The 13020-nt window shown below is 52.4% G+C and carries 11 protein-coding genes; 7 read left to right on the top strand and 4 right to left on the bottom strand.

All coding sequences use genetic code 11. The features are described 5' to 3' along the window. Positions 1 to 274 precede the first annotated feature (274 nt). From aceE to BQ6873_RS07990, 6 genes are all read left to right on the top strand, one after another. Positions 275 to 2971 (top strand): pyruvate dehydrogenase (acetyl-transferring), homodimeric type, encoded by a 2697-nt coding sequence (aceE, locus tag BQ6873_RS08015; protein ID WP_076592180.1) that lies wholly within the window; start codon positions 275 to 277, stop codon positions 2969 to 2971. A 112-nt stretch (positions 2972 to 3083) separates the two neighbouring features. Continuing rightward, on the top strand, positions 3084 to 4442 hold the full coding sequence (gene aceF, locus BQ6873_RS08010; RefSeq protein ID WP_076592179.1) for a dihydrolipoyllysine-residue acetyltransferase: 1359 nt from the start codon (positions 3084 to 3086) through the stop codon (positions 4440 to 4442). 58 nt (positions 4443 to 4500) lie between these two features. After that, on the top strand, positions 4501 to 5070 hold the full coding sequence (locus tag BQ6873_RS08005) for an Ntn hydrolase family protein (RefSeq protein WP_076592178.1): 570 nt from the start codon (positions 4501 to 4503) through the stop codon (positions 5068 to 5070). Between the two features lie 103 nt (positions 5071 to 5173). Continuing rightward, positions 5174 to 7000 carry a dihydrolipoyl dehydrogenase gene (lpdA, locus tag BQ6873_RS08000; protein WP_076592177.1) on the top strand — a complete coding sequence of 609 codons (1827 nt, stop codon included), beginning with the start codon at positions 5174 to 5176 and terminating at the stop codon, positions 6998 to 7000. A 167-nt stretch (positions 7001 to 7167) separates the two neighbouring features. Next, positions 7168 to 7710, top strand: coding sequence for a hypothetical protein (locus tag BQ6873_RS07995; protein ID WP_076592176.1), 543 nt, complete (start codon positions 7168 to 7170; stop codon positions 7708 to 7710). A 258-nt stretch (positions 7711 to 7968) separates the two neighbouring features. Continuing rightward, a complete protein-coding gene (locus tag BQ6873_RS07990) occupies positions 7969 to 8223 on the top strand; it encodes a hypothetical protein (RefSeq protein ID WP_157889213.1) in 255 nt (84 codons plus the stop codon). Positions 8224 to 8259: 36 nt separating this feature from the next. On the opposite strand, the gene BQ6873_RS07985 is transcribed toward BQ6873_RS07990, so the two are convergent. From BQ6873_RS07985 to BQ6873_RS07970, 4 genes are all read right to left on the bottom strand, one after another. Further along, the gene (locus tag BQ6873_RS07985; protein ID WP_076592174.1) at positions 8260 to 8874 is read right to left on the bottom strand and encodes a DUF459 domain-containing protein; all 615 of its coding nucleotides are present in this window, start codon (positions 8872 to 8874) and stop codon (positions 8260 to 8262) included. A gap of 20 nt (positions 8875 to 8894) precedes the next feature. Then, entirely contained in the window at positions 8895 to 9425 is a 531-nt protein-coding gene (locus tag BQ6873_RS07980; RefSeq protein WP_083664422.1) for a C40 family peptidase, read from the bottom strand. An 8-nt stretch (positions 9426 to 9433) separates the two neighbouring features. Further along, positions 9434 to 10636, bottom strand: a complete 1203-nt coding sequence (locus BQ6873_RS07975; RefSeq protein ID WP_076592172.1) for an acetylornithine transaminase — start codon at positions 10634 to 10636, stop codon at positions 9434 to 9436. A 288-nt stretch (positions 10637 to 10924) separates the two neighbouring features. Beyond that, complete coding sequence (locus BQ6873_RS07970) at positions 10925 to 11953, bottom strand: CDP-6-deoxy-delta-3,4-glucoseen reductase (RefSeq protein WP_076592171.1); 1029 nt, start codon at positions 11951 to 11953, stop codon at positions 10925 to 10927. Between the two features lie 12 nt (positions 11954 to 11965). Between BQ6873_RS07970 and BQ6873_RS07965 the strand changes: the two genes are divergently transcribed. Then, positions 11966 to 12883, top strand: a complete 918-nt coding sequence (locus tag BQ6873_RS07965) for an SDR family oxidoreductase (protein WP_076592170.1) — start codon at positions 11966 to 11968, stop codon at positions 12881 to 12883. Positions 12884 to 13020 lie beyond the last annotated feature (137 nt).

Here is a 13020-nt window from a genome sequence, read left to right as displayed (position 1 = left end):
AAGGAGTAAGTCCTAGATTATAAAGGCTTATCAGGACATGTCTGAATGGTGCTTTTGCGGCGAGTTTACATGCTCTTAAAATGCCGCTAAAAGTCCGCAAAAATGCTGCTATGCCGCATAATTTCGCATTATGAGAAATGATATCGCCATTTGAAAATAACAAAAACTGCTGTTAAACTCAGCGCAAACTACACGACTATACGTGTTATCAGTTTTAAAAATGACGGATCGTTCTTACAAAGAACGGTACTAAAGACAAATCAGGAGACAAATTATGTCAGCCCAGCTCGACCAGGTATTGGCGCAAGCCGCCAACGATCCCGATGTAATGGAAACGCAAGAGTGGCTTGATGCCCTCGAAGCGGTTATCGAAAACGAGGGCCCTGACCGCGCTCATTACCTGATGGAGCGCCTGATTGATCTGGCACGTCGTCGTGGTTCGCAGATCCCATTCTCCGGCAATACCGCATACGTCAATACCATCCCTGCAGACCTGGGCGAAAACTCGCCAGGCAACCTCGAATACGAAGAACGCCTGCGCTCATGGATGCGCTGGAATGCGATGGCGATGGTTGTTAAAGCCAACCGCGTAGACGGCGATCTGGGTGGTCATATCTCCAGCTTCGCGTCACTCGCGAACATGCTGGGTACCGGCTTCAACCATTTCTGGCACGCACCAACCGAAGATCACGGCGGTGATTTGCTGTACATCCAAGGGCATTCATCGCCAGGTGTCTATGCACGCGCTTTCCTCGAAGGTCGTTTGAGCGAAGAACAATTGCTGAACTTCCGTCGCGAAGTGGACGGCAACGGTTTGTCTTCCTACCCGCATCCAAAATTGATGCCAGACTTCTGGCAGTTCCCGACTGTATCGATGGGCTTGGGTCCATTGATGGCTATCTATCAGGCACGCTTCCTGAAATATCTGCACGCACGTGAGCTGGCTAAAACCGATAACCGTAAAGTCTGGGTATTCTGCGGCGACGGTGAGATGGATGAACCGGAATCGATGGGCGCAATCGGCGTAGCTGGTCGCGAACAACTCGACAACTTGGTCATGGTCGTCAACTGTAATTTGCAGCGTCTGGACGGTCCGGTACGCGGCAACGGCAAGATCATTCAAGAACTCGAAGGCGAATTCCGTGGCGCAGGCTGGAATGTCATCAAGGTTATCTGGGGTTCCAACTGGGACCCACTGCTGGCTAAAGACAAAGACGGCATTTTGCAACGCGTGATGATGGAAACGCTGGACGGTGAATACCAGAATTACAAAGCCAAAGACGGCGCTTATGTACGTAAGCACTTCTTCGGTAAGCATCCAAAATTGTTGGAAATGGTTTCGCGCATGTCGGATGACGACATCTGGCATCTGCTGCGCGGCGGCCACGATCCACACAAGATTTACGCTGGCTTCAAGCAAGCGCAAGAACACAAAGGTCAACCGACCGTCCTGCTGGTCAAAACCGTCAAAGGTTACGGTATGGGCAAATCGGGCGAAGCGCGTAACACTGCGCATCAAACCAAAAAACTGGATGACGAAGCAGTACGCGAAATGCGCGACCGCTTTGCCTTGCCTATTCCTGACGATCAACTGGCTGATATTCCATTCTTCAAGCCAGCAGATGACGCGCCGGAAATGAAATACCTGCACGAACGTCGTGCAGCGCTCGGCGGTTACTTGCCACAGCGTCGTCAGAAGGCAGAAGAAACATTGCCGGTGCCAGAATTGGCTGCATTTAAAGCAGTGCTGGACCCAACCGCAGAAGGTCGTGAAATCTCGACCACACAAGCGTATGTACGGATCATCTCGATCCTGTTGCGCGATGCAAATCTGGGCAAACGCGTTGTACCTATTCTGGTTGATGAATCCCGTACCTTTGGTATGGAAGGCTTGTTCCGTCAGATCGGTATTTACAACCGTCAAGGTCAGTTGTACGAGCCAGTCGATAAGGACCAAGTCAGCTTCTACCGTGAAGATAAAGCCGGTCAGATTCTGCAAGAGGGTATCAACGAAGCTGGCGCGATGGCTTCATGGATTGCAGCTGCAACTTCGTACTCGAGCAACAACCGTGTGATGGTGCCGTTCTATACCTTCTACTCGATGTTCGGTCTGCAACGTATCGGCGATCTGGCATGGGCAGCGGGCGATATCCGTGCACGTGGCTTCTTGCTCGGCGGTACAGCTGGTCGTACCACGCTGAACGGTGAAGGCTTGCAGCATGAAGATGGTCACAGCCACATCCTGGCTTCGACTATCCCGAATTGCATTCCTTACGATCCAACCTTCGCGCACGAAGTCGCAGTCATCATGCATGACGGCTTGAAGCGCATGATCGAAAACCAGGAAGACGTGTTCTATTACATCACCCTGATGAACGAGAACTACGCACAACCAGGTTTGAAGCCAGGTCAGGAAGAGGGCATCCTCAAAGGTCTGTATCTGCTGCAAGAAGGCGCGAAAAAAGCGAAGAACCGCGTACAGCTGATGGGCTCCGGCACCATCCTGCGCGAAGTGATCGCTGCTGCCGATTTGTTGAAAGACGACTGGGGCGTTACTGCCGATGTCTGGTCCGCACCATCGTTCACCTTGCTGGCCCGCGACGGTCAGGACGTAGAACGCTGGAACATGCTGCACCCGACCGACAAACCACGTCAGGCGCACATCACCTCGTCCTTGCAAGGCACAGCGGGTCCTATCGTGGTGGCGACCGATTACATGCGTACCTTTGCAGAACAAGTACGTGCGTTCGTACCGAAAGATCGTACCTACAAAGTACTGGGCACTGATGGCTTCGGCCGTTCGGACAGCCGCGCGAAATTGCGTGAGTTCTTCGAGGTCAACCGTTACTTCGTCACGATCGCGGCACTCAAGGCATTGGCAGATGAAGGTGCGATTGCTACTTCCGTGGTTGCAGAAGCAATTGCGAAGTACGGCATCAATCCAGAAAAAGCCAATCCGGTTACGCTGTAATCTACATACAAAAATCCTTCCTCATCACTGAGGCGACGGGGACGCAAATGGAAATCACCATTTGCCTCCCCGCAGTCGTGATGGTGGACACGCAAACAAGCGGAGATAAAAGATGAGCATGGTCGAAGTCAAAGTCCCGGATATCGGCGACTTCAAAGAAGTCGAGGTCATTGAACTGTTGGTCAAAGTGGGCGATACGATTAAAGTCGATCAGTCCCTGATCACGGTTGAATCCGACAAAGCCAGTATGGAAATCCCATCCAGCCACGCTGGTGTGATTAAAGAATTGAAAATCAAACTCGGTGACAAAATCGCAGAAGGTGCGTTGGTCTTGTTGCTGGAAGAATCCGCTGCAGCTCCTGCTGCGGCTCCGGCGCCTGCAGCACCTGCTCCGGAACCAGTCAAGGTTGAAGCTGCACCTGCCGCAGCACCAGCGCCAGTAGCTGCTCCGGCACCTGTTGCTCCTGCGCCGGTCGCCGCGCCAGCTCCGGTTCAAGCTGCACCAGTAGCTGCCGCAGTTCCAGCGACTGTGGCCAGCCACAAAGCACACGCGTCGCCATCGATACGCAAGTTCGCACGCGAACTCGGTGTTGATCTCGGCAAGGTCGTCGGCTCTGGTCCTAAAGGACGCATCACGCAGGAAGACGTACAGAATTATGTGAAGGGCATCATTGCTGCCGGTCCGGTTGCGACTGCAGCTGCGGCACCAGTGAAAACAGGCGGCGGTGCAGGTCTGGATCTGTTGCCATGGCCATCGCTGGACTTCAGCAAGTTCGGTACAACCACCTTGCAACCACTGTCGCGTATCAAGAAAATCAGTGGCCCGAATTTGCATCGCAACTGGGTCATGATTCCGCACGTTACGCAATACGACGAAGCGGACGTGACCGAGCTGGAAGAACTGCGTAAATCGACCAACACCGCGCTGGCAAAATCCGGCGTCAAGTTGACGATGCTCGCATTCGTCATCAAGGCTTGCGTTGCAGCGCTGAAAAAATACCCAGAGTTCAATTCCTCGCTCGATGCATCTGGTGAAAACCTGATCCTCAAGCAGTACTACAACATCGGCTTCGCTGCCGACACACCGCAAGGTTTGGTAGTTCCTGTCGTCAAAGGCGTCGATCAGAAGTCGGTTACGCAGATCGCACAGGAAATGGGCGAACTGTCGGCGTTGGCACGCGACGGCAAGCTTAAAGGTTCCGACATGCAGGGCGCGACCTTCACGATCTCGTCCTTGGGCGGCATCGGCGGTACTTACTTCACACCGTTGATCAATGCACCGGAAGTGGCGATTATCGGTTTGTCGAAAACTTCGATGAAGCCGGTATGGGATGGCAAGCAATTTGTGCCGCGCTTGATCATGCCTTTGTCGCTATCTTACGATCACCGCGTGATCGATGGTGCTATGGGCGCACGTTTCGTGACGTATCTGAGCGAAATGCTGACCGATCTGCGCAAGTCGCTGCTGTAATCGACCGCACCGCAATGAGCGATTTCAAATATTCTGTTCACCTTCATGAGGTGTTGGCATGACTACTTGTGTGGTTGTCAAAAAGAATAATGAAATCGCGATTGCCTGCGATTCACTGGTGACCTTCGGCGATACACGTTTGTCTCATGCGTACGAAGAGAACAACAAGATGTTCCGTATCGGCGACTCCTACATCACCTTGGCCGGCACAGCTGCGCATTTTCCCGTCATGCGTAAATTGCTGACGAGCATGGGCGAAGACTGCAAGTTGAATAGCCGCGATGAAGTCTTCGATACCTTTACCAAGGCGCATCAGATACTGAAAGATAAGTACTTCCTGAATACGAAAGAAGAGGAAGACGACCCTTACGAGTCTTCGCAGATCGCGACTTTGATAGCGAATCCGCACGGCATCTTCGGTATTTACTCGTATCGTGAAGTATTCAGTTTCGATCGTTTCTGGGGCATAGGTAGCGGACGAAATTTTGCTCTGGGCGCGATGTATGCAGTTTACGACGGTGCAGCCAGTGCCAAGGAAATTGCAGAAATCGGCGTGCATGCAGGAGCGGAGTTTGACAAGAATACGGCAGCACCGTTTCAGATCATCAGTTTTCCCATGCAGGGATGAATTTGTAATGGATAACGTGTAATTCAAGGTTACTAAAAAATATCAATCCAGGACTCGACGCATAGAGCGGGACGAGCAGGATAAAAAATATGGAGCTAAAGCGATGAGCATGATTGAAATGAAAGTCCCCGATATCGGCGATTTCAAGGAAGTTGAAATTATTGAAGTGCTGGTCAATGTGGGCGATACGATCAAGGTCGATCAATCGCTGATTACAGTCGAATCCGACAAAGCCAGTATGGAGATTCCATCCAGCCACGCCGGTGTCATCAAAGAATTGAAAGTCAAACTGGGCGACAAAATTGCTGAAGGCTCACTGTTGCTGATCCTGGAAGCATCGGAAAGCGCGCCGGCACCGGCTGCGACTCCTGCGCCAGCACCAGCACCAGCCGCCGCGCCAGCTCCTGCACCTGTTGCAGCAGCACCGGCTCCAACTGCTGCTCCAGCACCAGTTCAGGCTGCAGCGCCAGTTGCTGCACCAAGCGCAGCCAGCTTCGGCGGTACCGCAGATATCGAGTGCGACATGATGGTTCTGGGCGCAGGTCCTGGCGGTTATTCCGCAGCCTTCCGTTCAGCCGATCTGGGCATGTCTACCGTCCTGATTGAACGTTACTCGACACTCGGCGGTGTTTGCCTGAACGTCGGTTGTATTCCATCCAAGGCTTTGCTGCACGTAGCGGCAGTGATTGATGAAACAGCTTCGATGGCAGCGCATGGCGTGACCTTCGGCAAGCCGCAAATCGATATCGACAAACTGCGCGGCTACAAGGAACAAGTCATCGGCAAGATGACCACCGGCCTCGCTGGTATGGCGAAAGCACGCAAGGTCAATGTCGTACAAGGCGTAGGCCAGTTCGTCGGTCCGAATCACATTGAAGTGACCGCAGCAGACGGCAGCAAGAAAACCATACACTTCAAACAAGCGATCATCGCTGCCGGTTCGTCAGTAGTGAACTTGCCTTTCGTGCCGCAAGATCCACGCATCGTCGATTCTACTGGTGCGCTCGAATTGCGCAGCGTGCCTAAGCGCATGCTGGTCATCGGCGGCGGCATCATCGGTTTGGAAATGGCGACGGTTTATTCTACACTGGGTGCACGCATAGACGTGGTCGAAATGATGGATGGCCTGATGCAAGGCGCAGATCGTGACATGGTCAAGGTCTGGCAGAAGTTCAACGAGAAGCGCTTCGATAAAATCATGTTGAAGACCAAGACTGTAGCGGTCGAAGCATTGAAAGAAGGCATCAAGGTTTCTTTCGAAGCGGCCGAAGCCGGTGTGACAGCGCCGGAACCGCAAGTCTACGATCTGGTCCTGGTTGCAGTTGGCCGCAGCCCGAATGGCGAGAAGATTGCAGCCGACAAAGCTGGCGTAGCTGTTACCGACCGTGGCTTTATCGAAGTCGATGCGCAAATGCGTACCAACGTGCCGCACATCTTCGCTATCGGTGATCTGGTTGGTCAACCTATGCTGGCACACAAAGCCGTGCACGAAGCTCACGTCGCAGCAGAAGCAGCCGCTGGTGAAAAAGCCTACTTCGACGCACGCGTGATTCCTTCTGTCGCTTATACCGATCCAGAAGTGGCATGGGTAGGTATCACCGAAGATGAAGCCAAAGCCAAAGGCATCAAGCTCGAAAAAGGTCACTTCCCATGGGCAGCATCGGGTCGTGCCGTAGCCAATGGTCGTGACGAAGGCTTCACCAAATTGCTGTTCGATGCAGAAACACATCGTATCGTTGGTGGTGGCATAGTCGGCACACATGCTGGCGACATGATCGGTGAAATCGCGCTGGCGATCGAGATGGGTGCAGATGCAGTTGATATTGGCAAAACCATCCACCCGCATCCGACCTTGGGTGAGTCAATTGGTATGGCGGCTGAAGTGTACAAAGGTGTTTGTACTGATTTGCCACCGATGCGCAAGAAATAAGCTGAGCTTTATTTGCTCAAACAAAAAGCGACGCAATGCGTCGCTTTTTTACTTTAAATTCCATATATCTTTTCGATATGGGATTGCTTAAACGAAAGCGATTTTCTATATTCACACAGTCGTGAAAATTAGAACTGCATAGTAAGACGAATACATCAGGAGGATTTTTGAATATTACAAGTGAACAGAACAATGCGGCCGGGCAGATAGTCGAGCTGTTGGCAATGCGGATAGGTCAAAATCGTGCAATACATCCAGAGACAGTGATTGCGGTGGTTGCACGCTTATCGGGCAGTTTTCTTTTGAGATCATTTAACTTTGATCTGGATAAGCTGGAGCGAGGAGCGATTGTTTTGTCGGCAGAGGCAAACGAAAAAGCTCCGGACTTACTGGCGCTTTTGTCCTCTGCGCTTACAAGCCGGGGGATACCACTGGATACGGAAAAGCTGGGAGGAGACAAGTCTTTGCGCGGCGAAGAACCTAACTTGTCCTTCGAGGAATCAATTACCTCGCTGCAGGATGGCCTGCTTCTCATCATGCAAGAGAACAATCTGAATTTTGAGCAAGCTGCACAAGCAGCAACTCTGGCGACTGCTTTTATCATTGCAGAGTGCAGCAGAACAATAGGCGCTGAAACAGCGTTGAACGTGGCGGTCTATGGCTTGATCGAGGGATCGAAAACCGTTCCGCCGCCGTTTACGCTGGCCTAGAATACATAAGGTATAAGTCCTTGATTGCCACTCTGGTACTGGCAGGAAAAATATGAATGTCTTCGTGTCTATGGGAATAGATGGCAGTGCTATTTTTGCTCGTATACCTAATGTAGGTAACAGGAATTTCTTAGTATAAAAGCGACGCAATGCGTCGCTTTTATATTTAAATTGATGTCAATCCCATAGTTATGGCTTGTCCCCAAAAAATGAAATAGGTAACTTAGTCAGATCGAAAAATTCTCAAGGAATAATATGATGTTTCTTCGTCTTTCCATTCTGTTGTTTGTCGCCAGTTTGGTTGGCTGTGTCACGATGTCCGGCAATTATGTTGTGAGTGGTACGTTGCCTGATGGATCAGATATGAAGTGGAAAGTTGGCGCACAAGGTCGTGGTATATACACAGTGAGGAATGCAATGTGCTCGGCCCATCCTGGCGCAACTGTACTTATTCGTGATGCGCAAACTGGACAAGAGTTGAAAGGTGAAAGCCCGTATCAGTGCAGAAAATAGCGTTGTCCGGTATCACTCCGCAATAAGTGAGCAGAGTTATCTAAACCACCATCCCGACCAGTTCTGTACCAATCCGGCCAAGCGGTCATACCCATACTTACGCGGATGCGCAAAATCATTGGCAATTGCTTCCTTCAGCCAATGCTCGTCTTTGCGCAGAGTTTCAAATATCGATAAGTATTGAATATTGAGTCTGGCCGCGATTTCAGCAAACTTTTGATCCAGTTGTGCAACACGACGATTGTGCGGTGCGTCCGGCATAGGTGGTGGTCCAACCATCAATGTCTTGTAGCGTGCTGAAGCGGACTGCAGGATGTTCTTGCAGTTGGCCAGACTTTCTTCTTCAGGAACGCGTAACACGCCCTCATAGATAGCGCTGTCGTTGACGCCGAATGAAAACACCACGTGCTGTTCACAGTCAGCCGGCAAGCGCGCTGCACATTCCTGTTCCCAACGTGCCGCAATATCACGACTGGTATCGCGGCGGATGCCGAGGTTGTAGTGGGTGATGTTGATACCGCGCGCTACGGCATCTTGTGTGACGCGTCCGGCCCAACCCAGACACAGCGGGTCGCTGGTGCCTTGGACAAAGGAGTCACCGACAAAGCAGATGCGATGATCGGTGTTGGACTTGGGTTTGGAATCACTCACGATGGGTAGTCGAAAAAGGTTCAGTCGAAGTAAGTACGCGCCATCTCAAACCTGGGCGCGAAGTAGACATTGTCCATACGCGCTATGCGTACTTTGCCTTTGCTGGATGGCGCATGGATGAAGCGGCCATCGCCTATGTAGACGCCGACGTGTGAGAACGGTCGATTCATGGTGTTGAAGAACACCAGATCGCCGGGACGCAAGGTGCGCGGATCGATCTCTTTGCCAAGACGTGCGATGTCTGCAGCGCTACCGCTAACGTTCATGTTGAGCGCCTGACGATAGATATAGGACACCATGCCGCTGCAATCCAGTCCGGCTTCAGGATTCTTGCCACCGAATTGATAACCGGTGTCTATCATGCCCATCGCATAGAGCGCGATTTCATTCCCTTTTTCGCTGATAGGTTGAGGCTCGTACAGTATGCTTCCTGTCGATTGCCGCTTGATTGGCGCTGAGGTGCCGCAGGCAGCGAGTAGTGATGCTGCCAGCAGCGCGAGTAATAGTCCGCGCAAGCTGGCTATCTTGATCGAGGCGCTATGCAGCATCATCAGTCCGCTCAAGGCTTCAGGTCGCTCAACACACCAGACAACATGTCTATCATCTGGTCTATCTCTTCATACGATACGTTCAGCGCAGGCATGAAGCGCAGCAGGTCAGGGCGCGGCGAGTTCAGCAACAAACCGACTGGTGCCAAGTCACGTGCTTTTTCGACGATTTGTGGACCGATGTCCGAGCCCAGTTTCAGTGCGCGCAACAAGCCGTCGCCGCGTTCGCCAGCCAGACCGTGCTTCTCTGTGAGTTTCAGCAAGGCTGCGCTGAGGTAAGCGCCTTTGTCTTTGACCGATTGCAGAAAGCCCGGTGCCAACAATGTTTGTGCGACGGCGATACCAACGGCTGTCATCAATGGATTGCCGTTGTAGGTGCCACCTTGGTCACCTGGTTCAAAGCAGGCGACTTCTTCGCGGCACAACATCGCAGCCAGTGGTACACCGCCGCCTATGCCTTTGCCCAACGTCATGATGTCTGGTGTGATGCCGGACAATTGATAACCGAACAGTTCGCCAGTGCGGCCCATGCCGGTTTGTACTTCATCGACGATCAACAGCACACCGTGTTCTTTGGTCAGCGCACGCAAGCCTTGCATGAATTCACGCGATGCCGGAATGACGCCGCCTTCGCCTTGTACAGGCTCGAGCATCACGGCGACGGTTTTGTCGGTGATGAGTTTCTTGACGCTATCGAGATCGTTCAGTGTGGCTTTGAAAAAGCCTGACACTTGCGGCGCATATATCGTGTCCCAACCGGCTTTGCCGCTGGCCGACATGGCAGCGATCGTGCGACCGTGGAAGCTGTGATCGAAGGTAATGATTTCGTAGCGATTTTCGCCAGCGGCATTTTTGTTGAGCTTGCCCCATTTGCGCGCGAGCTTGAACGCACTTTCATTTGCTTCTGCGCCGCTATTGGCGAAGAACACGCGATCGAAGCAGGAGTTATCGGTCAGCAATGCGGCCAATGCGATCGATGGTTCGTTGTAGAACGCAGGTGATGGATTTATCAATTTTTTCGATTGCGTTGCCAGCGCATCTTGCATGCATTGTGGCGAATGGCCGAGACAGTTGACGGCCCAGCCTTGCAGGTAGTCGAGGTAGCGTTTGCCATTATGGTCGGTCAGCCACATGCCGTCGCCTTCGGTGAAAACCAGTTCAGGACGGTTGGTGATGTAGAGCAGTGAATTGACGGGGTACTGGCTGAATTCCATTTCGGCTACTCCTGAGCGCAAATAATTGAAAGAATATTTGGTACGAAAACTACTAAGAATTACTAAAAAAAAAGCCACAGGATTTGCCTGTGGCTGAGTGATCGGCTTACGCTTACACGCACGGCATCCAAGGCTGGGGCAGCTGGTTACGGCGTCGCAAGAGTTTGGCGGTCATATTCATGTGAAGAATATTATGACGTTTTGCGCAGTGCGTCAAAACGTTTTTCGCCACTCTTGCTCAGCGGCACGCCGCGTGGTTAAAAGCTTAATAGCTAATCAACAAGCGGATTAACCCGCGGCCAGATCTGCTTCCGAGGTGAAGGCGTCAGCGTAGAACTCGTCAGCCGGCAATTTACATACAGCGCTGAAATCGGCTTGCGCTGCTTCTACCATCGCCGGTGCACCGCATGCGTACACTTGATAATTCGACAGATCAGGCAGATCTGCCATCACGACTTGATGTACAAAGCCGCTACGGCCTGTCCATTGATCGTCTGCTGTTGCGTGCGAGATCACAGGAACGTAAGTGAAGTGCGGGACTGTGCGTGCCCATTCTTCGCACATCGCATGCATGTACAAATCTTTCGGACGGCGGCCACCCCAGTAGAGAGTCATCGGACGTGCGCTCTTGTCGTGCAGCGCTTGCTCGACGATGGCCTTGATAGGTGCAAAGCCGGTGCCGGAGGCCAGCAAGACCATTGGTTTTTTCGAATCTTCGCGTAAGAAGAAAGTACCTTGCGGACCTTCGAAGCGTAGGATGTCGCGCTCCTTCATCGTCGTGAATACCTGATCGGTGAATAGGCCACCCGGCATGTGGCGTACATGCAGCGTCAATTGCTCATCCAGATGCGGTGCATTGGCCAGACTGTAGCTGCGGCGCTTGCCATCTTTTAAAAGAAACTCGATGTACTGACCGGCGCGATATTGCAGGCGTTCGCTGGCGGGCAATTGCAGAGAAATGGCGATGACGTCATCAGCCAGTCTTTCCAGTTTGGCGACGCGTGATGGTAATTTTTTGATTGGGAACTCGCCGATGCCGAGCACTTCGCGTGCTTCGATCTCGATATCGCTATGTGGACGGGCGCAGCAGAAGAGGGAAAATCCTACGGCTTCATCGGCTGGCGACAAGGCGCGTGCCTGATGCGGGCCATGCGTTACCGTACCGGATAGGATCATGCCCTTGCAGCTACTGCACGCGCCATTCTTGCAGCCGTAAGGCAAGCCGACGCCGGCGCGTATCGCCGCATTCAAAATGGTTTCATCTGCTTCGCAGCTAAATTGCCGACCACTCGGCTTAACAGTTACTTGGAACGTCATACAATCTCGATCATGAAAATAAATACTAAAAGCAAAAATACTGCCAACACCTTCGGCAAACCGCGTCTGCTGATTCTGGGATGCGGCGATGTAGGCATGCGTTTGCTGCCGCTGTTGCGCGACCGTTTTCGCATTTTTGCCGTCACTACGCAGTTATCCAGGCAGGAAGAATTACGTGCTGCCGGTGCGGTTCCTGTCATCGCCAATCTGGATGAGCCGGCTACGCTGGCACGTTTGGCGCGCTTGTCCTCGCATATTGTGCATTTGGCACCACCGCAATCGGCAGGCGCTACGGATAAGCGCACACGTAATCTGACCGCCATTTTACCCGACCACGCGACACTGGTTTATGTCAGCACTTCCGGCGTGTATGGCGATTGCGGTGGTGAGTGGGTAGACGAGACGCGTACGGTGCAGCCGCATAATCCGCGCGCGACCAGACGGGTGGATGCTGAAAAAGTGTTGCGTGCCTGGGCACGTCGTTCGCAATCGCGCCTGAGCATCTTACGCGTGCCTGGTATTTATGCTGATGATCGCCTGCCTGTCGACCGTTTGAAGAAAGGCTCGCCAGCCTTGTTGCCTGAAGATGACGTATATACCAACCATATCCATGCCGAGGATCTGGCGCAGATCATTGCGCTGGCCTTGTTCCGTGCGCAGCCTTGCCGTATTTATCACGCGGTCGATGATAGCGATATGAAGATGGGCGCTTACTTTGATGCAGTGGCCGATGCCTTGTCGCTGCCGCGTCCGCCGCGCTTGTCGCGCGAGAAGTTGCAGCACGAGGTGTCACCAATGATGTTGTCCTTCATGTCGGAATCGCGTCGCTTGGCGAATCAGCGGATCAAGGCTGAGCTGGGCGTGCGCTTGCGCTATGCGACGGTAGAGCAGGCTTTGAGTCATTTGAACAAGGTTTCTGACGAAAATTGATCGTCGTTAAGAATTTGTTATGAAAATTAGTGTGAATTAACTATGTTTTAGCTGTTTTACTGATCGGGAGCGCCAGCCCACGTATTTCTCCCGATTCTTGCCTCGATTTTTATCTCTTCCCGTGTAAATTCAGCAAC

It is taken from the genome of Herminiimonas arsenitoxidans (assembly GCF_900130075.1).
GTDB classification, from domain to species: Bacteria; Pseudomonadota; Gammaproteobacteria; order Burkholderiales; family Burkholderiaceae_D; genus Oxalicibacterium; species Oxalicibacterium arsenitoxidans.
The sequence above is the reverse complement of the archived record's forward strand: the minus strand, read 5'-3'. Positions and strand labels throughout refer to the sequence as shown.

Bases quoted from the DNA above. Each gene is read 5' to 3' on its own strand.
- BQ6873_RS07980 (WP_083664422.1), bottom strand. From the start codon at position 9,425: ATGATGCTGCATAGCGCCTCGATCAAGATAGCCAGCTTGCGCGGACTA.
- aceE (WP_076592180.1), top strand. From the start codon at position 275: ATGTCAGCCCAGCTCGACCAGGTATTGGCGCAAGCCGCCAACGATCCC.
- BQ6873_RS07990 (WP_157889213.1), top strand. From the start codon at position 7,969: ATGTTTCTTCGTCTTTCCATTCTGTTGTTTGTCGCCAGTTTGGTTGGC.
- BQ6873_RS07975 (WP_076592172.1), bottom strand. From the start codon at position 10,636: ATGGAATTCAGCCAGTACCCCGTCAATTCACTGCTCTACATCACCAAC.
- BQ6873_RS08005 (WP_076592178.1), top strand. From the start codon at position 4,501: ATGACTACTTGTGTGGTTGTCAAAAAGAATAATGAAATCGCGATTGCC.
- aceF (WP_076592179.1), top strand. From the start codon at position 3,084: ATGAGCATGGTCGAAGTCAAAGTCCCGGATATCGGCGACTTCAAAGAA.
- BQ6873_RS07970 (WP_076592171.1), bottom strand. From the start codon at position 11,953: ATGACGTTCCAAGTAACTGTTAAGCCGAGTGGTCGGCAATTTAGCTGC.
- lpdA (WP_076592177.1), top strand. From the start codon at position 5,174: ATGAGCATGATTGAAATGAAAGTCCCCGATATCGGCGATTTCAAGGAA.
- BQ6873_RS07965 (WP_076592170.1), top strand. From the start codon at position 11,966: ATGAAAATAAATACTAAAAGCAAAAATACTGCCAACACCTTCGGCAAA.